The sequence below is a fragment of the Caulobacter sp. AVps16 genome, assembly GCF_058681455.1.
This window is the reverse complement of the sequence record NZ_CM178739.1, coordinates 2,936,757-2,957,944: the sequence shown is the minus strand read 5'-3', so window position 1 is coordinate 2,957,944 and position 21,188 is coordinate 2,936,757. Positions and strand designations below refer to the sequence as shown.

Sequence of the window (21,188 nt, the reverse complement as noted above, 5' to 3'; positions counted from 1 at the left end):
TGGGAGAAGGTGGCCGCGCAGCGGACGGATGAGAGGTCTCTCAGAACCGTCCGCGCGACCCCTCATCCGTCGCCTGACGGCGACACCTTCTCCCGCATGGGGAGAAGGACGAGATCAGAAGGCCCGGTGCGCAAGCGCCGGGCCTTTTTCGGTGGGGGGGCGTTTCTGGCGCACAGCGGCTCGCTCTAATCTCCAAGCCTACCCGCGCCCCGTCGCGGGAGCCCACCCTAAAACCCTTGGTGGAATTGGAGCTCTGAGGACAGGCCGTGTCAATGACGGCGCGCCGCGCCGCCGCGCGCGGCCGGCCTCTGGCCGGTCATTGACACGGCCTGTCCTCAGAGCAAGCTCGCCTCCATGGGCATCAGGGCGCGGCCTGACCGCCGGGGCGGCCTGTCCATTGACGGAGAGGAGGGAGGCGACGCGGTGTGTTGCTCTGTGGCGGCGACAGGGGGTCTCAGGCGCGGGGTAGCGCCCGCGCCAGGGCGCTGAGGCGCCAGCCCGGCAGCGACGGCCCCTTGACTGCAGGGGCGGTCGGACGGCCCGTCGCCTCTCATAACCCTCCGTCATTCCCGCCCTAGTGGCGGGAACCCCTCTGTCCGGCGCAGGTGCGAGAGTGGCGAAGTGCGCGCGCACTTCGCTGGTGTCTCACGTGTCAGCTGAAGCAGGGGTTCCCGCCACAAGGGCGGGAATGACGGAGGTATGGGGATTGGCCTTGCTGTATCCCCGTTCCTTCGAGAACAAAGCCCAGCCTGATCAACGCCTTGTCAGAAGCTTGATCGCGCCCGTCCCCGGCGATGAAACCTGCCGCATAATCAACCCACCTCGTCGCGAGGAAAGGGCGCTAGGCCAGCGACCATGGCGGCGGCGGGGGGTGATCGAGCGGGGCTGGGCTTCAGGGGGATACTGAAGCGTGTCCGGGGATCTGGTTGCTGGCCAGACCCGCCCGCCGTCGGCGTGGTTGAAGGCAAAAGGGCGTGTCTGGCTGTAAGCCCGTCCTCTTTGACCGCCGGAGCGCGCTGGAAACGGCGCGAGCCGGGTCCCGGTAAGGCCTCAACAGGGCCACCTGGCGGGAGGCTGGTGGATAACGGTCGCGCGGAGCGCTCGGCTTCGTCGAAACGGTAATCTCTATCTCTCATCCGGACGTCGTCCGGACGCTCCGCGACCCTTTCCATCACCTTCGCAGCGAAAGCGCGGGGCTGCCGGGCCGTGCCCGCCAGGGCGAGGTCACGGCTCCCGGCTGTCCAACGTCTCGGCCACGAACCAGTCCCGCAGCTTGAGGATCCGCGCCAGCTTGGGATTGTCGGCCCGCCAGACAAAGTGGTGGCCGGTATTGACCTCGACCGCGCCGGCGAGGGGGCGAACGAGGCGGCCGTCGCGGAGGTCGCGCTCGGACAGGCCGCTGCGGGCCAGGGCGACGCCAAGACCTTGCGCGGCCGCATCGAGCATCATCGAGGTGTCATCAAAGCCCAGGCTGGGCGGCAGGGTGGGTGAGGGCAGGCCCATGGCGCTGAACCAGGCGCTCCAGGGCAGGGCCGTATGGCGCAGCAGGGGGGCGGTCAGCAGGTCTTCAGGCTGGTGGATCGGGTGGCGCAGAAGGAGAGCAGGACTACAAACCGGAAACAGCCGTTCGCTGAGCAGACGCACCGACTCGACGCCCGTCCAGGGTCCCATGCCGAAGCGCAGGGCGACGTCGACGCCGTCGGTGGAGAGGTCCGACACCCGGTCCTCCACCCGGACGGTGAGGTCCAGCTCGCCCGTTTCCGCCGAAAGCCGGGCGAGACGCGTGACCAGCCAGCGGGTCGCGAAGGCCGCGCCGGTACTGACCACGATCGGGCCGCAGGCGGCATTGCGCGCCGCCTGGACCCCGTGTTTGAGGCTGCTCAGAGCGTCTGTGACACTGGCGGCCAGGGCAGCACCGGTGACGGTGGGCTCCATGCGGTTGCCCTTGCGCAGGAACAGCCGCACGCCGAGCTCGTCCTCCAGCTTGCGGATCTGCTGGCTGATCGCCCCATGGGTGACGAACAGCTCGTCAGCCGCCCGGCTATAGCTGCGATGACGGGCCGCGGCCTCAAGGGCCGCAAGGGCGGAGAAGGGCGGCAGGCGCATGGTAAGAGATGTTAGTCCGGCTTACAAGCTGGGCCAATAGGGATCGTTGGCTTTCAGGGGCGAGCGAGGCGATGGTGTCCCTGGCGCCGCGATTTCAATTCCCTCTCCGAAAGGCCCTGAGATGAAGATCCTGCTTGTTGCGGGTGCGCTGGCGCTCGCCGTTTTCCTGACGCTCGGCCACCCGGCCCGCCCCCTCGATGACCTGCGCTGGCAGCGCGACCAGGCCGCTCTGCCCGGCGCCTATGAGACCGCCAAGATCGGCTTGCCCCAGGCCCCGCGCCAGATCGCCCTGGCATCCTCGTCGCTTGACCGCCGATGACAGTGTGGGGCCGGTCGGCAGCCACAAAAAAGGCCCGGAGTCACCTCCGGGCCTTTCCGTTGTCTAGACGCCGAAGCCTATTTTCCGGCCGCGGCGAGCGCGTCCATCAGTTCGGGGATGGCGGTCTTGTAGTCTGCCACCAGGCCGAAATCGGCGACCTGGAAGATCGGGGCGTCGCTGTCCTTGTTGATGGCGACGATGATCTTGGAGTCCTTCATGCCGGCCAGGTGCTGGATGGCACCCGAGATGCCGATGGCGACATAGAGGGCCGGAGCCACGACCTTGCCGGTCTGACCGACCTGGTAGTCGTTGGGGGCGTAGCCGGCATCTACCGCAGCGCGCGAGGCACCGACGGCGGCACCCAGCTTGTCGGCCAGGGGCTCGATGACCCGCTGGAACTCTTCAGCCGAACCCATGGCCCGGCCGCCGGAGACGACGATCTTGGCCGCAGCCAGTTCCGGACGGTCCGACTTGACCATTTCTTCGCTGACGAAGCGGGTCTTGCCGGCGTCGGCACCCGAGACGGTCTCGACCGGAGCCGAGCCGCCCTCTTCCGCCGCTGCGAAGGCGGTCGGACGCACGGTGATCACCTTCTTGGCGTCTGACGACTGGACGGTTTCGAGGGCGTTGCCGGCATAGATCGGGCGCACGAAGGTGTCGGCGCTGACCACTTCGACGATTTCCGAGATCGGTGCGACGTCGAGCTTGGCGGCGACGCGCGGCGCGAAGTTCTTGCCGCCCGAGGTGGCCGGCACGAGGATCGCGTCATAGCCGCCGGCCAGGGCCAGAATGGCGTCGGCTTCAGCCTCGGCCACACCGTGGCCCAGGGCGTCGCTGTCGGCCAGCAGCACCTTGCGGACGCCGCTGATCTTGGCGGCCGCATCGGCCACGGCCTTCGCGCCATGGCCCAGGACCAGGATGTCCACGTCGCCCGAAAGCTTCAGGGCAGCGGTGACGGTCTTGTGGGTGCCGTCGCGCAGCACCAGGTTGTCATTATCGGCGACGACGAGAACGGCCATCTAGAGCACTCCCGCAGTGTTGAGCTTGGAAACCAGGTCGGCGGCGGTTTCCACCTTGATGCCGGCCGAACGCTTGGCCGGTTCAGTGACCTTCAGGACCTTGAGGCGCGGCGCGATATCGACGCCGTAGTCGGCGACCGTCTTGCTGACGATCTCCTTCTTCTTGGCCTTCATGATGTTGGGCAGGCTGGCATAGCGCGGCTCGTTGAGGCGCAGGTCAGCGGTGATCACTGCCGGCAGATCCACGTCCAGCACCTGCAGGCCGCCGTCGACTTCGCGGGTGACCTTGGCGGTCGCGCCCGAGATTTCGATGGCCGAGGCATAGGTGGCCTGCGGCCAACCCAGCAGGGCCGACAGCATCTGGCCGACGGCATTGTTGTCGCCGTCGATGGCCTGCTTGCCCATCAGGACGAGGCCGGGCTGTTCTTCGGCAATGACGGCCGCCAGCAGCTTGGCAACGGCCAGGGGCTCGGGATCGGCGTCGGTGGTGACCAGGACGCCGCGGTCACCGCCCATGGCCAGGGCCGTGCGGATCGTTTCCTGGGCCTGGGCCGGACCGATGCTGACGATGACGATCTCGGTCGCCACGCCCTTTTCCTTGAGACGGACAGCTTCTTCGACCGCGATCTCGCAGAACGGATTCATGGACATCTTGACGTTCGCCAGATCGACGCCCGTCTGGTCCGCCTTGACGCGAACCTTCACGTTATAATCGATAACCCGTTTAACCGGGACTAGGACCTTCATCGGGTTTCACGCCTCCAGGCTGCGTTTTCTCCTGCGTGGGCACGGGATTACCCTTTTTGCACCGCAACGCAAGTTTCCCTTCGCGTAAGCGTAAAGCATCGGCGCGCTCAGGGTTCAAACGACTGTACGATAGATCTCCGCCGGCGTCCGCCGGTGCGGACCTCCATCACGCGAAAGGGCTGGTCAGGCTGATGGCCGGCGACTAAACAGCCGGGCCATGAACCGCACCCTCAATCGCCTGAAGATCATCTTCATCGGCCTGTTTCTGGTCAGCAGCGCTGCAGTGTTGGCCTATCATTACCTGTGGGTGTGGCCGAAGGATCGCTGTGAAGCGCGGGGCGGTGCCTGGGCCGGGCGCTGGCTCAAGTGCGGCACCATCTATTCGATCGAGACCCTGACCCGCCGGCCGAACAATCTGCCGCCGATCAATAATGAGCGCCCTGCGCCTGCGCCTGCGCCGCCGACGCCGGCACCTGAAAAGAAGTAGGCTTAGCGCGACGCGCCGGGCTTCCAGAGCACGTCGGCCGCGCCCCGGTCATTGGCCCAGCGGGCCGCCACGAACAGCAGGTCCGACAGGCGGTTGAGATATTTCAGCGCCGGTTCGCCCACGACTTCGCCTTCGGTTTGCGACAGCAGAACGACCGCCCGCTCGGCCCGCCGGCACACCGTGCGCGCCACATGCAGGGCGGCCGATAATGGGGTTCCGGCCGGCAGCACGAAAGAGGTGAGGGGCGACAGCGCGCCGTTCAGCCGATCGATCTCCTGCTCAAGCCACAGAACCTGGCTGTCCACGACTCGCAACGGCTCCCAGGCAGGCTTCTCAGCCTGTTCCGGGGTGGCCAGATCCGCGCCGAGGTCGAACAGGTCGTTCTGGATCCGCTCGAGCAGGGCATCGAGCTCCGGTTCCGGTGCGGTGTGTTGTCGCGCCACGCCGATAAACGCATTGGTCTCGTCGACGCCGCCATAGGCCTCTACCCTCAGCGAAGCCTTGCTGACCGGGGCTCCGGTGGCCAGGCGCGTAGAACCGCCGTCTCCGGTGCGGGTATAGATCCTGTTGAGCGTGACCATGGGTCGCAGACCGCCGTTATCGCATTCTAGCGCGTACGCCACCAGTATGCGGCGACCAGTACGATGACCGCCGTAAACTGCAGCACGACCCGAAGGCGCATGAGCTTGTTGGAATAGGAACGGCCGAAATCGCCGCCCCGAAACAGCGCGTAAAGCCCGCCGCTGAGGGCCAGCAAGACCGCCAGGAGCGCGGCAGGAACGAGGAAGTCGAATAGTCTGTCCATGGCCAAAGGATAGGCGCTCTGAAGACATTTGACCACCAGGCTTCGGTTTGGTGGAACGTTGTCCGATGAGCGAACTCGTCGAACGGGTTCGTTGAGTGCATTTGTCGCAGTGCCAGATGGCTACCGGTCCCATATACGAAAATCAGCCGATGTTCGGTGATTTTAGTTCGATCTGACGGTTGCAATCGCAAGTCTATGGCGATATGGCCCCCGCTCCGATTTTTCCAGTATGCGTTCGTTGAACATGATCGCCCCCTCACCGCAGATCGTTCAGCGCTTCATCCCCAGCGGGGAGGCAGGAGAAACCAGAATGGCAAAGGCCTCGATCGCCGTCGCCGCGTTCTCCGCGTCCGAACGCGAAGACGCCATGGCGGAAGTCCGCCAGTTGATCACCGACCTGCGCGACGCCGCGCAGGATGGACGCCAGTTGGCGCGCCGTTACGCCGACGTTCTGCAGAATGTCGTCGATGAGTATTGCACTGAGTTCGAGAAGCGCGCCGAGGCCGCACTCGCCCGTCTGGAGGCCGCCGCATGAGCTTTGTATCCGTCAATATCGAGTCTGCGGCCGATTCCCCCGTCAAGCTGACCCGCCGGGCCCTGGCCAAGCAACGCACGCGCGAACGGGTTCTGTCGGCCGCGCGCCGACTGTTCAGCGAGCGCGGCTATGAAGGCGCAACGATCCGCGACATCGCCCAGGCCGCCGGCATGTCGACCGGCGCCGTCTTCGCCAGCTTCGCCGACAAGACCGAGCTGTTCGACGAGATTCTGACGGCCGATTACGAAGTCATCTATGCGCAGATGGTCCAGGCCGCCCGCGCCGGCGCGACAGTCGACGAGGCCCTGCTGGGCCTTTTCGGCGTCGCCTACAGCTTCCACCTCGACCAGCTGCCGCTCCTGCGCGCCACCATCGCCGTGTCCTGGACCCGGACCGAGGCGGCCGAACGCAGCGCACGGGCCGATCTCAAGCACATCTTCCGCCTGATCGGTGAAGTCACCCAGCGCGGCATCGATCAGGGACAGCTGAAGAGCGGCATCGACGCAAAGCTCTTGGCTGAAATCACCTGGGACGTGTATGTCGCCAACTATCGCCGTGCGGTCTTTGATGGCTGGACGGTGGAAGCGTTGCTCGCGCGGCTTTCGGATCAACTGAAGGTCATTTTCGCGGGCGCACGGGCCTGAATGGGGGGGCGCCCCTTTGGGGCGGGGCGTCCTCGATCATTGAAAGACGCTGGCGTGTTCGAGGGGGACGGGCTTGGGCGTAAGGGACGACCAGAAACAGGCCACGCGAGAAAAGGTCCTGGTGGCCGCTCGCGACCTGTTCAATGACGTCGGCTACGAGGAAACCACCATCCGCGCCATCGCGGAGCGGGCGGGGGTCTCGGTCGGTAGCGTCTTCACGACCTTTGCCTCCAAGGCCGAGGTTCTCAGCCATGTGATGGAGCACCGGCTCTCGGACCTCTATGCCGAGTTTGACCGGGTGATTCCCTTCCTGCGCGGCTCGACCGCCGACCGCCTGTGCTCGATTTTTGCCATCCACTATGAGTTCGAAACCCGCCGGGTGAAGCTGTTCCTGGCCCATATAGCGGCTTCTTACAGCCCGAGCGTCGACCCGAGCGTCACGCCCTACGGACGAAATGAGCGCCTAACCGACATGCTGCGCGACGTGCTTGACGAGGGCGTCAGGCGCGGCGAGGTCCGCGCCGATCTTGACCAGCAGGTCGTCATCGATGTGCTCAAGGCGGCCTATGCCTGGAACTATCGCATAGCGGCCAATAGCGGCGGCCAGGGCGACGCATTGGTGATGTCGGCCGCCATGGACCGCCAGATCCTTAGTCTCGCCGAGGGCTGGCGGCCCCGCTGACCGGTCAGGGCAGGCGGGTCAGTCGCAGGTCCTGATAGTCGAACGAGAAATCCGCCAGCGGCGAGACGGCCTTGACCAGGGCGGATATCACCTTGCCGTCAGCAAGATCGAAGGTGATGAAGGCGTCTTCCTGGGTGCGGTCGTCAAAGACGGTCTTGAAGGTCTCGCCGTCGAACAGGTCCAGTCTGCCGCGCAGGGCCGGGGTCTTGTCGAACGAGACCGTCAGGCCGGCAGCCTTCCGTCCCTTTGGCTTGCCGACGGTAACCGTGCCGTACCAGGGGTCGCGATAGACCCCGACATAGGCGTCGAGCGGCAGGCTGGGGGGCTTGCCGCCGCCCTTGGGCGTCGTCACGGCGGCAGCGTCCTTGGCGGTCTGGGCGTCAGCTTCGGCCTGGACCCGACGGCTTGAGGCGATCCAGTCGAAGTCACTTCGACCCTGAAGCCGGTCCGGACCGCCGTAGCGCAGGGCACGCAGGACCGGATTTTCCTCGGCATTGGTCATGACCATGATGCCGGACTTCCGGCCCGGGAGCAGACCCGTATAGGAGATGAAGCCCGCCAGGCCGCCGGTGTGCCACAGCAGGCGCTCGCCGCGATGGTCCTGGACGAACCAGCCCAGGCCATAGGCCTGCATCGAAGGGCGAACCGGGTTTTCCGCCGTCGGACCGTCGGACGAGGTGGTGATCGTGTGCGGCTTCCACATTTCCCGGGCGGTGGCTTCGGACCACAGGCGCTGGCCATTGGGCAGGGCACCGAGGGCCAACTGGACACGCATCCACTTGCCGATATCGGCCGGGGTGGTGTTGACCCCTCCGGCGGCCGCGGCCGAGGCGAAGCTGTCGTCAAAGGGCAGAACGGTTTGCGGGCCGAGGCCGCGCACCGGCGGGCCGAGGCGGCAATGGGGCTCAGCCCGGCGGGCCTTGTCGACCTTGGCGGGCGAGGTCACCGTATCGGTCATGCCCAGTGGGTCGAGGATCCGGGTCTGGATGAAGTCATCCCAGGGCTTGCCGGTGACCGCCGCGACCACTTCGCCGGCGGCGACATAGAGGACGTTGTCATAGGCATAGCCGCCCCGGAACTGGCCACCGATCGGCAGGTATTTCAGCCCCGCCACGATCTCGGCCCGGGTGTGGGTGGGGGCGGGCCAGATCATCAGGTCACCGGCCCCCAGGGTCAGGCCACTGCGATGGACCAGCAGGTCGCGCACGGTCATCAGCTTGGTGACGATCGGGTCGCTCATCTGGAAGTCGGGCAGATAGCGGGTCACCGGGGCGTCCCACTCGACCTTGCCGTCCTCGACCAGCATGGCCAGGGCCGCCGCCGTCATGGCCTTGGTGTTGGAGGCGATGCCGAAAATGGTGTTCTCGTCGCAGCGCACCGGCGAGCCCAGGCGCCGGACGCCGTAGCCCTTGGCCAGGGTGATCTGACCGTTCTCGACCACGCAGATCCCCAGACCTGGCTGGTCTGGAAAGGCGGCCATGACCTGCTGGGCATAGAGGTCGACGGCGGCGGCGACGGAACCGGTTTCCCGCGCCTGGGCCGCACCGCCAAAGGCGGCGAGGCCCGTGGTCGCAAAGGCGGAGAGCAGGGCGGTTCGGCGCGTGGTGGCGAGCATGGGGGCGTCCTCTGAGGCAAGCTCAGGCTATGCTGATGCTCACCGATGCGGCAAGCCGCCTGTCAGCTAGTTGCCGCCGTCGAGCAGCCGCCGCGCAATCACCTGGGCCTGGATCTCGCCGGCTCCCTCGAAGATGTTGAGGATCCGGGCGTCGGCCAGGATGCGGCTGACAGTGTACTCGGTCGCAAAGCCGTTGCCGCCGTGGATCTGCAGGGCATTGTCGGCGGCAGCCCAGGCCACGCGGGCGGCGATCAGCTTGGCCATGCCGGCCTCGACGTCGCAGCGCTTGTCTTCGTCCTTCTGGGCGGCGGCGAAATAGGTCAGCTGACGCACCCCCATGATCTCGGCCGCCATCATGGCCAGCTTGTTGGCCACGCGGGGGAATTCGAAGATCGCCTGGCCGAACTGCTTGCGGTCAAGGGCGTAGGAGAGGCCGACCTCCAGGGCCGACTGGGCCACACCCACGGCGCGGGCGGCGGTTTGGATGCGGGCGCTTTCGAAGGTGGCCATCAGCTGCTTGAAGCCCTGGCCCTCGACCCCGCCCAGCAGGTTTTCGGCCGACACGGTGAAGCCGTCGAAGCCCAGCTCATATTCCTTCATGCCGCGATAGCCGATCACGCCGATCTCGCCGCCGCTCATGCCTGCGGCGGGGAAGTCGTCGCCCTCGATCCCGCGCGGCTTGGGTGCCAGCAGCATCGACAGGCCGCGGTAGTCGGTGGTGGCCGGGTCGGTGCGGACCAGCAGGGTCATGACATCGGCACGGGCCGCATGGGTGATCCAGGTCTTGTTGCCGGTGACCACATAGTGGTCGCCCTCCAGCGTCCCCCGGGTGCGCAGGGCCCCCAAGTCCGATCCGGTATTGGGCTCGGTGAAGACAGCAGTCGGCAGGATCTCGGCACTGGCAATCTTGGGCAGCCAGTACTGCTTCTGGGCCTCGGTGCCGCCGGTCAGGATCAGTTCGCCGGCGATTTCGGAGCGGGTGGCCAGGGACCCGACGCCGATCCAGGCGCGCGACAGCTCTTCGGAGACCACGCACATGGCGGTCTTGCCCATGCCGCTTCCGCCATATTCCTCGGGGATGGTCAGGCCGAACACTCCCAGCGCGCCCAGCTCTTCCACCAGCTCCAGCGGAATCAGCTCGTCCTTCAGGTGCCATTCGTGAGCGAAGGGCGTGACCTTTTCCTCGGCGAAGGCGTGGAACTGGTCGCGGATCATCTCGAAGGTCTCGTCGAGACCGGTATTTTCCAGGGTTGGCCGGCCGCGGGCCTCGGCCAGGCGTTTGGCAATGGCGGTCTTGACCGCCTGGCCGCCGCCCTTGGTCATCAGCGTCACCAGGGCCGGGTCGAACAGAAGGTTCATCACGCCGCGGTCATCGGTGATGTCGACGGGGCGGATCATCTCGCCCTGGTTCATGGCGATGCCGCCGACCATCTGGGTTGCGTATTCGGCAAACAGCAGCTGGGCCAGCAGGGCCTCGATCTCGGTAAAGCGGCCGCTGGCCTCCAGACGCTCGGCCCAGCCGGCGACCTGGTTCAGCAGCTCGGCATAGGAGGCGTACCAGCCAAAGCCGTGGACAACATGCTGTTCCAGATCCGCCAGGGCGCGGTCGATCTTGCCGTCGGGCCGGGCAATCCGGGCCTTCACGGTCGGATGGACCTTGTCGACAAAGGCCTGGGCGGCCGTGGCGGCCTCGCGCAGCAGGCCCGTGAGGCCGGGCAGAAGGATCGAAACGCTATCCTCGGCGACCGTTGCAGTCATGACTTGCTCCCCTGCGCCAAACAGTTGTTTTCTTTCACTCTGGCCCTTTTCGCACCTGCGAGCAATGTCGCAGCGCAGCATCAATCCATAATCCGGGGAAGAACCATGCTCAAAGTCCACCACCTCAACGAATCCCGCTCGCAGAGAATCCTCTGGCTGCTGGAGGAGCTGGGCACCCCCTACGAGATCGTCTTCCATACGCGCGACGCCAAGACCCGTCTGGCCCCGCCGTCCCTGACCGACGTCCATCCTCTGGGCAAATCACCGGTGATCGTTGACGAACGACCCGAGGGCAATCTGACGGTGATCGAGTCGGGCGCGATTATCGACTACGTGATCCGCCGCCACGGCGAGGGCCGCCTGGCCCCCGATCCGGCCAGCGCCGATTACGATCGCTACCAGCAGTGGCTGCACTATGCCGAGGGCTCGGCCATGCTGCCCCTGATGCTCAACATGTATGTCGGCCGGTTGGGCGAGGCCGGCGCGCCCCTGCACCCGCGCATCCAGTCCGAGATCGCCAACCACCTGGCCTTCGTCAATGACAGCCTGGCCGGCCGGTCGTTCTTCGTCGGCGACAGCCTGACCGGCGCCGACATCCAGATGAGCTTCGTACCCGAGGTGGCCAAGGCCATGGGCAAGCTGGCCGACTATCCGCACATGGCCGCCTGGATTGAACGCATGCACGCCCGTCCGGCCTGGAAGACGGCTCTGGACAAGAGCGGCCCCTACGCCCTGGGGGCTTAGGAGCACACACCACGCCGTGGCGCTGGCCCCCGACGGACCTGCAGAGCAGGTCAGGAAGGGGCCAGTGGCCAGGGCCGGAAGGCTCGGCGACTACTGGTTCCCGGAATAGGGCACGCCCTTGACGGTTTCGTCATAGGCGGTCGGCGGGTTGTCCGGCAAGTTGAGCAGCTTGGCCTTGGGTGCGCTCAGTTCCCGCACGCGCCAGGCATTGGGCCCAACACGCGTGAAGACCGCCTCGGTCTGTTCGCCATTGCTTGTCAGTTCCATGCCCGGATTGGCCTCCTCGCTGGCCGGACGCAGGCAATAGCCCTTGATCTCGGTGTCGCTGACCCATTTCATGGTCAGGCAGCGCGACTTGAACTCGAATTTGCGGTGCGGCTTGCTCGACCAGTCGAGCAGCTGGGTGCGGGCGCGGGCGTCGTCGCCGGCCTCCCAGGTCTCGTCCTGGCCCGAGCTGACCAGCACGGCTCCATGCCACTCGCTGCCGGGGACAGATTCGATTTTGGCACCTCGCTTGTCATAGATGACGATGGTGGGCTCGTCGGCCGAAGCGATATAGGACGTGGTGACCTCGTAGACGGACTGCACGCCGTTGACGGTGGGTATCTGGATCACATTGGTCAGCAGGCTGTAGGTTTCCTCGTCGTCGGTCACGGTCAGGGCGGCCACGCCATTGTGCTGCAGCGTCAGGGTCGGACCCTTGCGCGCGTCCGGCTGGCCCAGTTCCTTCAGCAACTTGGCCTCGCCGACCCGCCCCGCGTCACGTTCGGCGTACAGGTTGACGGGCGGCAGCTCCGGCTCCGGCGCGGCGGCGGACGTCGTCGGCGCGACGGGCTTGGCCGCTTCGGCCGGCGGCTTTGCGGCACCGGGGAGCTTGTCACAGGCTGACAGGGCCGCGAGGGCGGCCAGGCTGAGCGCAAGCGACACGGATTTGGACTGGAACGACATCGGGGCCCCGGGGCGACTGAAATAGCGGCCGTACCCTAGCCAGAACCGTTGGGCCAGCAAGGCGACACCTCGTGGGGTTGTGCGGGCCATCCGATTTTTTTCACATGAACGAATTCTGTCCGAGCGGTCTCCGACCCCGTTCAGTTTCACCCTGTCATGGTCTGTCTCACGGGGTTGCTGACCCCGGACACCAATTCGGGACAAGGACTATCGACATGACCAGCCTCAAGACCTTCAAGACCATCGCCCTGACCCTGGCCGCCTCGGCCAGCGCCCTGACCCTGGTTTCGGCTCCGTCGGCCTTCGCCGTCGAGCAGCGCCTGGGCGGCGTCGTCGGCTGCCAGGCATCGGGCAAGAAGCAGGAAACCGCCGCTGTGATCGGCGCTCTGCTGGGTGCCGCCGCCGGCTCGAACCTGGCCAAGAACGATCGCGGCACCGGGACGGCCATCGGCGCCCTGGTCGGTGCGGGGGCCGGGTCCTTCGTCGGCTGCTCGATGCAGAAGAACGAGGCCGCCAAGGCCGTCGGCGGTGCCTATGTCAGCGACGGCGTCCGCTACGCCCCGTCGGTCGACGCTGCTCCCCTGACCCAGATCAAGGGCAAGTATGTCGCCCGTTCGAACCTGAACCTGCGCGCCTCGGCCTCGGCTCGCGGCACCAAGGTGGGTGGCGTTCCCGCCGGCCAGACCTTCCAGGCCCTGGGTCGCACCGGTGACGGCAAGTGGATCCTGGTCGGTCAGGATGGTGTCGGCGTCGGCTACGTCTCCAGCGCCTATGTCTACCGCGCCTAAGTCATAGAGGTCTGGAGCGCAGCCTCCGTCCCTCGCTGCGTTCCAAGCACGAGCCCGCCTGGCCCCCTCGGCCAGGCGGGCTTTTCCTTGCCCGCTGTCAGCCCAGGGCGCTGACCCCGCCCAGCCAGGTCTGCCAGATCACCACCAGGGCCCAGTGCAGCAGCACGGCCGGCCACAGTGAGCCGGTCATGTGCCGCATGATCGCGCAGCCCAGGCCCAGCACGCCGCAGCACAGCAGGAAGTCGGGGCGCAGAAATACGCTCGCGGCGCCGGGCAGGAAGGTCAGGGCCTCGAACACATGCCAGAACACGTAGAGGCCGGTCGACAGGGCGATCGCCCGGACGGGATGCCGGGACTCGTCTCGATCCGGCGTCAGCACGCCGCGAAACGCGATCTCCTCGCCCAGGGCCGGGATGAAGAACACCGTCAGCAGGCGCAGGGCCAGGCCCGGCTGGGTCGGGGTCAGGGAATAGAGGCCTGTCGAGAAGCCGATGACGGCCATCAGGCCCAGGGTAGTGGCGGCGGCGGCCAGGCAGAACAGCCACCCCCGGGTCGAGGGCAGGGTGACGAGGGACCGCTTAAGGCGCGTCGCATAGATTTTCAGACTGCCGGCCATCCTCACCCCGTTCTCCCCGGCGAAGGCCGGGGTCCAGATCGAACCCGCACACGCTTGTCCCCCAGGTCAGACCGTTGGCGCGATCACCCCAAAGGCTCAGGATGAATCTGGGCCCCGGCCTTCGCCGGGGAGAGCGGAGGAAGAAGGGCTAGGTGCGCCACCGCAGGATGGAGTCCTTGACCGGATTGACGAAGGCCCGGCCTTCGGCGCGGCTGGCCTGCCATTCGCGCTTGCACTGGTGATACCAGCGGGCCTGCTGGTCGGCGTCGCCCACCCACATCAGCGGCGGGTTGCTTTCCAGGCCCTGGCTCTGGACGCCGACGATATAGCCGTCCTGGCGCAGGAAGGCCCGGGCCGCGATGCGGATGATCGGGTAGAGGGCCGTGAAGGCCCAGTGATCGGACCACATGATCTGGTTCATGCGGGTCTTGCTGGCGTTGATCGGGGTCATGGCCGACAGGGCCAGCACCTGTTTCTGGCCCACCGTCACATGCTCCCAGCGCAGGCCCGGCAGGCGGAAGGTGATCTCGGTCAGGGGTTCGCCGCCGAGGATGGCATAGGCCTTGGAGTTCTTGGACGGCTCGTGCCGCACCATGGTGAAGCCGGCCTCGGACGGGGCGAAGCGCTTGGTCTTTTCGTGCTGGCTGGCAGTGGTCCGCCACCACCATTGCTGGTGCACATAGGGGCCGTGGGCCGGGTCGATCAGGCCCAGCACCGCGTGGTCGATATGGATGTCATAGTCCAGATGGTCGACCAGCTTGGGCTTGCCGCCGACCACGCCCGGGATGACCGGCGGACCTTCCGGGGGGGCGCCGTCAAAGCGGGCGTCCGACGCCATCCAGATCCAGACCAGGCCCTGCTGCTCGACCACCGGATAGCGGCGCACCCGCACCTTGCTGATGTCCAGATCGCTGTCGGCGGTCAGGGACGGGATCGCCGTGCAGGCCCCGTCCGTGCCGAACCGCCAGCCGTGATAGGGGCACTCGATGCTCTCGCCGCCATTGGCCTCGGTCCGGACCTTGCCGGCCGAGAGGGCCGCGGCGCGGTGCGGACAGATGTCGCGAATGGCGTAGGCGGCACCGGCTTTCGTGCGGCCCAGCAGCACCGGCTCGGCCAGCAGCTCGCGGTGTTCCATCTTGCCGGGCTTCAGGTCGGGCGACAGGGCCGCCACGTACCAGGCGTCCATGACGAAGCCCTCGCCGAACCGGGTGGTGGCGGAAGCCTTTTGGGATGTCGAAGCGTCGTCGGGCATAGGGGCCTTATAGCCGAGTTTGCTGACTTTTCACGACGCTTTGGCGGGCTTGGCTAGCGCGTCGCCGCCGTTTCGACCAGCCGCTGATAGAACCGCACCATCCGCTCGACATTGGCCAGGCTGATATGTTCGTCGGTGCCGTGGATCATCTTGGTCTCGTCGATGGTCAGGACCAGGGGCTGGAAGCGATAGACGTCGTCGGCCACCGGCGCGAGATAGCGGCTGTCGGTGCCGGCGGTGACCAGGCCCGGAACCACCGGCGCACGGCTTTCGTCGGCGGCCAGGCCGGCCAGGGTCTTCCAGGCCTCCGACTCGGTCGACGACACCCTGGACGGCTCTTCCGGCTTCTTGGTCCAGGCCATTTCGACCGGCAGCTTGCCGACGGCGTCCTTGGCCCGGACCATGACCTTGGCCGAGGTGTCGCCCGGCGCAATGCGGTAATTGATCCAGGCGGTGGCGTCCTGCGGCAGGACGTTTTCCTTTGGCGATCCCTTCAGCATGGTGGGGGCGATCGTCGTATGCAGCATGGCGGCACCGGCGGGCGTCTTGGCCGTCACCTGCACCAGAAGAGGCGCGAACAGCCAGGTATTGGCCGCGGCCATCTTGACCACCGGCGAGGCGTGCGGGGCGATCGACTTCAGCATGTCGGCCCCGGGGCCGGAGAACTTCATCGGAAAGGGCTTGTCGGTGATCGCCAGCACCGCGCGGGCCAGGGTGGCGACCCCGGTCTCCGGCGGCGGGGCCGAGGAGTGGCCGCCCACGGCCGGGGCCGTGATCTTCAGGGTCGCATAGCCCTTTTCCGCCGTGCCGATGATGGCGGTCGGCTTGCCGGTCACCGGGTGGTCCTCGACCACGACCATGCCCTCGTCCAGCACGAAATGGGCCTTGAGCCCGCGTGATTTCAGGAGCGCCGCGGCGGCCCGGGCGCCGGTGCCACGTACCTCCTCGTCATGACCGCTGACGATGATCACGGTGCGGACCGGCTTGAAGCCACCGGCCGCCAGGCTTTCCACGGCCTCGAACAGGGTGATCAGCGAGCCCTTGTCGTCGATCGCGCCCCGGCCCCAGACCGCGCCGTCGGCGACCACGCCGTCGAACGGCGGATGGGTCCATGAGCCTTCGCTGCCCGGCGTGACCGGCACCACGTCCTGGTGAGCCATCAGCACGATGGGAGCGAGCGCCGGGTTCGATCCGGTCCAGGTGTAGACCAGGCCGTGCTCGGCCACGACTTCGCGCTGCATGGCCGCATGGGCGGCGGGGTAGGTCGTCTGCAGCCAGGCGTGGAGCTTGTCCCACTCGGCCGGCTGGTCGTCGGCCCGGTCCTGGTGGCTGATGGTCTGGAAGCGGATGGCCTGACCCAGATTGGCGGAGGCCCGGGCCACATCCAGCGGCCGGGCGGCGGCGAGCCTGGCACTGGCCGGGTCCACGGCCGCCGGGGCCTTGAAGGTCGCGGTTCGCACTGCCACCACGCCGGCGACGGCCAGCACCAGTCCCACGGCCGTCAAACCGGCCTTGCCTGCGATACCCATTAAGCGTCTCCCCCGAACATTTGTTCGAGACTGTGCGACGGGGCGGGGCGATTGCCAATCCCTTGTGGGAGGGGGCAAGTTTCAGCGACCTCGCGCCGAAGCTGCGATGGTGATGGGAAGGGTCGCGGAGCGTCCGGGCCTCGCCCGGATGATGTGTTTGTAGTTACCGTTTCGACGAAGACAGACGCTCCGCGTGATCGTTATCCCTCAGGCCGGGGCGCGCGGGTCTTGTTCAACCCTTCACCCCCATCCGGGCTATCCCCCTCGCGACGGACCCAGCTTTGGGCTGCAGCCACGCCGATTCCGGAGGACCCGGAACGAACCTTCGGACGGGCGGAGGTTTTGGCTGTCCTCCGATAGGCGGGTTTACGTCACCCGCCCTCACCTTAAGCCTGCCGCCCGGGCATTGGCCCGAACGGTGGCCCCGCTCGATCACCCCTGAGAGCCGCTACGGTCGCCGGCCTAGCGCCCTTCCCGTGCTGTCAGGTGGGATCATTATGCGGGCGGTTTCATCGCGGAGGACTGGCGCGCTCGTTTTATCTTTAGTGCATTGAAAGAATGGGATTTTGTACCGGAAGGCATGGGGGTTGAACGCCCCTAATCCCCGTTCCCTAACCCCACAAACCCTTGTCATCCCGGGCGCGCCGAAGGCGCGAGCCGGGACCCAGGGCCGGCGCAGAGCGGTTGCCCCTGGGTCCCGGCGCTCTGTTTGCCTACAGCCGATAGGACAAGATCATGGAGCTTGGCTGTACCGGCCGCGCCAGCGGTCAGGGCGAGGTGTCAGGGGCGGGAAGCGGACATGGGATCGAACCATGATCAAAGTTGCCTGTCAGCGGACTCAAGGCCACTCCCGCAAAGGCAACATCCAGCACAAGGTGCTCTCCGTCGTCGATCAATCAGCGGCCCAACGGTTTCAACACAGCCAGACTGCCATCCTGAAGATCCGAACTATTGCGCCTGAAGATGGCAACTGAAATGGTTCGCAATGCTGGATTGTACCCAGAGCCCAGAGTGAGCGTCTGATTCCCATGGACGCATAGAACGTCTTTTTCTCCCGCGATGGTAACGGCGGGCTGAGGCCCGAAAACGTCACGCGGCAGGAAGACCTCCGTCGGTCCTGACACGGCGGGGTCGATCCGGAGTTCGAACGAGAACCAGCCCTCGACGGCATTGAAGCATTGGCTCAGCAACTCGCCCTGGGCTCGGCGCACATAGGGCCGACGGAAGCCCGCCACGCCGCGGCCTCCGTCTTGGGTGCCTGTCACCTGGTCTGATGACCAGATAGAGAGGTCCTCCTGGTTCCAACCGTCGCCGATCGCCACATCATTGCGGTTGGACACGGTGTAGTTCCACTGTGTCGAGCTCAGCAGGAGCCGATCCATCGCATTGTACATCAGCGACAGTGCTTCGACGTGGGTTTCCCAGATGGCCTCGCTGTGCTCCCCGGCCGCCCAGCGGTCGTATGCGCCGCGCTGATTCAGATCGAAGGGCAGACCGAACTCGCCGATCAGGGTTGGCGCGCCGCCCGGAATAGCGTCACCCAGGGCCCTCAGCCGCGACAGCTGGCTCACATAAGCGTCCTCAATCGCCTGTCGCCCGATCAGCGGTTGGCCAGTCAGCGGATTGACGGACCGCTCCGGGTCGAAGCGCTTGGTGACCAGGGCGGCGAGATCATACCAGTGACTGGCGTTGACCGTGCGCTCCGGCAGCCCATCCGGAAACCCATGGGTCCCGCTCAAAGCGGCGAAGGGATCGACCTCTGCGAACAGCATCCAGTCGTCCCGCACGCCCCGGACAGTCTCCGCCACCTCCCGGAAGAAGGGCGCCATGAAATTCTTCTCGGCGCTGATCTGACGGCCGTCCAGGGCCGCGAAATGGTCGGGCCTTAGCGCGACAGGTTGCCCCGCGTCGTCGATGTCCCACACGCCAGCCTGTCGAAACGGGTCCTCGTGGCCCGGCAGCCAGATCGAGACCCCGTTAGGGTTGATCTCGCGCCGGCCCGTCTCGCCCTTGCCGAAGCTGTGGACAGGCAAGGTCTGGCTGTGACCCGAGGCGGCGGCGAGACCGGCGAGCGGTGGCCACGCCAGACCCGAGAGCGTACGGCCCGGATCATCAAGCGTCCGACCAATCCAGCCCGACCCTGGCTCGTTGAGTGTGTCGAAGCCGATCACATGGTCCAGATCGGCCACCCGTTCGGCGACCGCACGCATCGATCCGAGGTAGCGATCCCGGAGCCAGCGCCCGGCATTGACCCCGTCGATCCGGAAGTCAGGCGCAAACGCCTCCCCGCCGAAGAACAGCGTCCACATGAAGCCATTGGCGGGCATCCGGTAGTTGGAGGCCCAGCTCATCTGCGGATAGGCTTCCTGGAGACCGCCGACAGCCGGGTCATAGCGGTACTGCATGACGTGAGCGGCGTCTGCGGCGTGGAATTTTGTAAAGTCCAGTCCGACGGCCTCGAAGGTCCAGCCCGGCGCGCCGTCGCCGCCGCTCATCCGGCTCCAGACGTCCTGGTGGAAGTCGATGAAGACATACAGGCCATGGGCACCCGCCCTGGCGCAGACGGCTGCGAAGTAGTCGAGATAGGCGTCGTCATAGTCGCCCGGACCGGCATGCTCAATCGCCTCCCAGGTCGTGAGCAGCCGAAGACAATTGAACCCCCAGCCCGCGATCCTCGCCAGGTGGGCATCCGCCTCTTCAAGCGGAAAGGGCCGCCCGACAAAGCTGACCGTGCGATGGTCGCTGAACTCGGTCGGACGCCAGGTGTGGCCGTCCGGCGAGACCGGCACCTTGCAGTCACCTCCGAGGTTCACCCCACGCAAAAGGACGTGGCGGCCATCGGAATCGACGAACCGCGACCCCCGCATGGTTAGGCGAGACAACATGACACGATCTCTTATTCAGAACAGGAGCGGCCGCGGGGCCTGGCCCCGAGCGTTGTCAGGTCAACTTGGCTGGCCGAGATCAAATCGCAAGCGATAAACTCTATGCGACCACGGCCGCGGGATGGCGTCAGGCGATGCTTTGTGTTGGCCGCGTCACCACATCACGAGCGGGCCTTCCGAAAGTCCAGGATGAGTCAGGGTTAGCCGGTCAGCGAGGCCAACCCGAAGGCCTGATGAGGGTCGGAGGCTGACCTCACCTACAGACCGAAGAGCGCGCGCCCCCCTAGATCGCCCCGCTCAGTTCCTGCACTTCCTCAAACGTCCTCAGCCCCGGTCGCTGGGCGCAGACCAGGACGCCCATGTTCCCCGGCAGGTGCTGGTTGGCCAGCATCTTCTCGTGGGCGGCGGGGATGTCGTTCCAGGGGAAGACCTCCGACAGGCAGGGGTCGACGCGGCGGTCGATGACCAGCTGGTTGGCGGCGCTGGCCTGCATCAGATTGGCGAAGTGGCTGCCCTGGACGCGCTTCTGGCGCATCCACAGGAAGCGGGCGTCCATGGTCAGGTTGAAGCCGCTGGTGCCGGCACAGATGGCGACCATGCCGCCGCGCTTGACGACAAAGACCGAGACCGGGAAGGTCGCCTCGCCAGGGTGTTCGAACACCATGTCGACGTCCTTGTTGCCGGTGATCTGCCAGATCGCCTTGCCGAACTTGCGGCTCTCTTTCATGTAGTCGTTGAATTCGGGGCCGTTGACCTTGGGCAGCTGGCCCCAGCAGTTGAACTCGTTGCGGTTCAGCACCGCCTTGGCCCCCATCGACAGCACGAACTCGCGCTTGTCCTCGCTGGAGACCACGCCGATGGCATTGGCCCCGGCCACGGCGGCCAGCTGCACGGCGAAGACGCCGAGCCCGCCCGAGGCTCCCCAGACCAGCACGTTCTGGCCGGGACGCAGTTCATGCGGCTTGTGGCCGAACAGCATGCGATAGGCGGTGGCGAGGGTCAGGGTGTAGCAGGCGGCCTCTTCCCAGGTCAGGTGCTTGGGACGCGGCAGCAGCTGGCGCGACTGCACCCGGCAGAACTGGGCGAAACTGCCGTCCGGGGTCTCGTAGCCCCAGATGCGCTGGCTGGTGGAGAACATCGGGTCGCCGCCGTTGCACTCCTCGTCGTCGCCGTCATCCTGATTGCAGTGGATGACCACCTCGTCACCCAGCTTCCAGCGTTTGACCTTCTTGCCCACCGCCCAGACGATGCCCGAGGCGTCGGATCCGGCGATGTGATAGGGCTGCTTGTGGCCATCCAGCGGACTGATCGGCTCGCCGAGGGCGGCCCAGACGCCGTTGTAATTGACGCCGGCGGCCATCACGAGCACCAGCACCTCGTCCTCGCCGATCTCCCAGGTGGGGACCACCTCGACCTGCATGGCCTGGGTCGGCTTGCCGTGGCGCTCCTTGCGGATGCTCCAGGCATACATCTTGGCGGGCACATGGAAGGGCGGCGGGATCTCGCCGATCTCGTAGAGATCCTTCAGCGGCGACTGTTCTGGCGTCGTGGTCGTCATGTCACTCCCCGTGTCTTCCGGTCCCGTATCGCGTTGCGACGCAACAACGTCCGAAAGCTAAACTCGGCTGCGCGCGGGCCCGTCACACTGGTGAAAACACCTCGCGGACCCGTCGTTTTTGGCCCCGAGATGGATAAATCGACCTCGAAGC

Annotated in this window: 20 protein-coding genes; 7 read left to right on the top strand and 13 right to left on the bottom strand. The window is 66.3% G+C overall.

The window, feature by feature from the left end; translation table 11 throughout:
- Nucleotides 1-1,224: 1,224 nt before the first annotated feature.
- Nucleotides 1,225-2,106: a LysR substrate-binding domain-containing protein gene (locus tag ACW17U_RS14105; protein WP_492053260.1), complete on the bottom strand. Its 882-nt coding sequence runs from the start codon at nucleotides 2,104-2,106 to the stop codon at nucleotides 1,225-1,227.
- 121 nt (nucleotides 2,107-2,227) lie between these two features.
- Here ACW17U_RS14105 and ACW17U_RS14100 point away from each other — a divergent pair, with 121 nt between their 5' ends.
- Entirely contained in the window at nucleotides 2,228-2,425 is a 198-nt protein-coding gene (locus ACW17U_RS14100; RefSeq protein WP_492053258.1) for a hypothetical protein, read from the top strand.
- 77 nt (nucleotides 2,426-2,502) lie between these two features.
- Here the strand turns inward: ACW17U_RS14100 and ACW17U_RS14095 are convergent, their stop codons facing one another.
- Nucleotides 2,503-3,444, bottom strand: coding sequence for an electron transfer flavoprotein subunit alpha/FixB family protein (locus ACW17U_RS14095; protein WP_492053256.1), 942 nt, complete (start codon nucleotides 3,442-3,444; stop codon nucleotides 2,503-2,505).
- A complete protein-coding gene (locus ACW17U_RS14090; protein ID WP_062143942.1) occupies nucleotides 3,445-4,191 on the bottom strand; it encodes an electron transfer flavoprotein subunit beta/FixA family protein in 747 nt (248 codons plus the stop codon).
- 217 nt (nucleotides 4,192-4,408) lie between these two features.
- Between ACW17U_RS14090 and ACW17U_RS14085 the strand changes: the two genes are divergently transcribed.
- Complete coding sequence (locus ACW17U_RS14085; protein WP_492053254.1) at nucleotides 4,409-4,678, top strand: hypothetical protein; 270 nt, start codon at nucleotides 4,409-4,411, stop codon at nucleotides 4,676-4,678.
- A gap of 2 nt (nucleotides 4,679-4,680) precedes the next feature.
- On the opposite strand, the gene ACW17U_RS14080 is transcribed toward ACW17U_RS14085, so the two are convergent.
- Entirely contained in the window at nucleotides 4,681-5,259 is a 579-nt protein-coding gene (locus ACW17U_RS14080; RefSeq protein ID WP_492053252.1) for a cob(I)yrinic acid a,c-diamide adenosyltransferase, read from the bottom strand.
- Nucleotides 5,260-5,285: 26 nt separating this feature from the next.
- Nucleotides 5,286-5,483, bottom strand: coding sequence for a twin transmembrane helix small protein (locus tag ACW17U_RS14075; RefSeq protein ID WP_062143952.1), 198 nt, complete (start codon nucleotides 5,481-5,483; stop codon nucleotides 5,286-5,288).
- Between the two features lie 310 nt (nucleotides 5,484-5,793).
- On the opposite strand from ACW17U_RS14075, the gene ACW17U_RS14070 reads away from it, so the two are divergent.
- The 3 genes from ACW17U_RS14070 (at nucleotide 5,794) to ACW17U_RS14060 (ending at nucleotide 7,344) form a co-directional block, all read left to right on the top strand.
- Nucleotides 5,794-6,018: a CC0731 family SpdR-regulated protein gene (locus ACW17U_RS14070; protein WP_062143955.1), complete on the top strand. Its 225-nt coding sequence runs from the start codon at nucleotides 5,794-5,796 to the stop codon at nucleotides 6,016-6,018.
- A complete protein-coding gene (locus tag ACW17U_RS14065; protein WP_062143958.1) occupies nucleotides 6,015-6,662 on the top strand; it encodes a TetR/AcrR family transcriptional regulator in 648 nt (215 codons plus the stop codon). The genes ACW17U_RS14070 and ACW17U_RS14065 overlap by 4 nt, the downstream gene beginning before the upstream one ends.
- A gap of 73 nt (nucleotides 6,663-6,735) precedes the next feature.
- Complete coding sequence (locus tag ACW17U_RS14060) at nucleotides 6,736-7,344, top strand: TetR/AcrR family transcriptional regulator (protein WP_062143961.1); 609 nt, start codon at nucleotides 6,736-6,738, stop codon at nucleotides 7,342-7,344.
- Between the two features lie 4 nt (nucleotides 7,345-7,348).
- Here ACW17U_RS14060 and ACW17U_RS14055 read toward each other — a convergent pair whose 3' ends face one another.
- Nucleotides 7,349-8,959: a serine hydrolase gene (locus ACW17U_RS14055; protein WP_492053249.1), complete on the bottom strand. Its 1,611-nt coding sequence runs from the start codon at nucleotides 8,957-8,959 to the stop codon at nucleotides 7,349-7,351.
- Between the two features lie 66 nt (nucleotides 8,960-9,025).
- Nucleotides 9,026-10,717: an acyl-CoA dehydrogenase family protein gene (locus ACW17U_RS14050; protein ID WP_492053248.1), complete on the bottom strand. Its 1,692-nt coding sequence runs from the start codon at nucleotides 10,715-10,717 to the stop codon at nucleotides 9,026-9,028.
- A gap of 105 nt (nucleotides 10,718-10,822) precedes the next feature.
- Here ACW17U_RS14050 and ACW17U_RS14045 point away from each other — a divergent pair, with 105 nt between their 5' ends.
- Nucleotides 10,823-11,461 carry a glutathione S-transferase family protein gene (locus tag ACW17U_RS14045; protein ID WP_492053246.1) on the top strand — a complete coding sequence of 213 codons (639 nt, stop codon included), beginning with the start codon at nucleotides 10,823-10,825 and terminating at the stop codon, nucleotides 11,459-11,461.
- A gap of 90 nt (nucleotides 11,462-11,551) precedes the next feature.
- On the opposite strand, the gene ACW17U_RS14040 is transcribed toward ACW17U_RS14045, so the two are convergent.
- Nucleotides 11,552-12,409 (bottom strand): hypothetical protein, encoded by an 858-nt coding sequence (locus ACW17U_RS14040; RefSeq protein WP_492055745.1) that lies wholly within the window; start codon nucleotides 12,407-12,409, stop codon nucleotides 11,552-11,554.
- A 215-nt stretch (nucleotides 12,410-12,624) separates the two neighbouring features.
- Here ACW17U_RS14040 and ACW17U_RS14035 point away from each other — a divergent pair, with 215 nt between their 5' ends.
- A complete protein-coding gene (locus ACW17U_RS14035; protein ID WP_492053244.1) occupies nucleotides 12,625-13,197 on the top strand; it encodes an SH3 domain-containing protein in 573 nt (190 codons plus the stop codon).
- A gap of 97 nt (nucleotides 13,198-13,294) precedes the next feature.
- On the opposite strand, the gene ACW17U_RS14030 is transcribed toward ACW17U_RS14035, so the two are convergent.
- The 5 genes from ACW17U_RS14030 to ccrA all read right to left on the bottom strand — a co-directional run bounded on the left by ACW17U_RS14030 (nucleotide 13,295) and on the right by ccrA (nucleotide 21,037).
- The gene (locus ACW17U_RS14030; protein ID WP_492053242.1) at nucleotides 13,295-13,813 is read right to left on the bottom strand and encodes a CPBP family glutamic-type intramembrane protease; all 519 of its coding nucleotides are present in this window, start codon (nucleotides 13,811-13,813) and stop codon (nucleotides 13,295-13,297) included.
- Between the two features lie 148 nt (nucleotides 13,814-13,961).
- Nucleotides 13,962-15,065: a Rieske 2Fe-2S domain-containing protein gene (locus ACW17U_RS14025; RefSeq protein WP_492053240.1), complete on the bottom strand. Its 1,104-nt coding sequence runs from the start codon at nucleotides 15,063-15,065 to the stop codon at nucleotides 13,962-13,964.
- A 53-nt stretch (nucleotides 15,066-15,118) separates the two neighbouring features.
- Nucleotides 15,119-16,594 (bottom strand): M20 family peptidase, encoded by a 1,476-nt coding sequence (locus tag ACW17U_RS14020; RefSeq protein ID WP_492053238.1) that lies wholly within the window; start codon nucleotides 16,592-16,594, stop codon nucleotides 15,119-15,121.
- Nucleotides 16,595-17,490: 896 nt separating this feature from the next.
- The gene (locus ACW17U_RS14015; RefSeq protein ID WP_492053236.1) at nucleotides 17,491-19,479 is read right to left on the bottom strand and encodes a cellulase family glycosylhydrolase; all 1,989 of its coding nucleotides are present in this window, start codon (nucleotides 19,477-19,479) and stop codon (nucleotides 17,491-17,493) included.
- A gap of 283 nt (nucleotides 19,480-19,762) precedes the next feature.
- The gene (gene ccrA, locus ACW17U_RS14010; RefSeq protein WP_492053234.1) at nucleotides 19,763-21,037 is read right to left on the bottom strand and encodes a crotonyl-CoA carboxylase/reductase; all 1,275 of its coding nucleotides are present in this window, start codon (nucleotides 21,035-21,037) and stop codon (nucleotides 19,763-19,765) included.
- Nucleotides 21,038-21,188 lie beyond the last annotated feature (151 nt).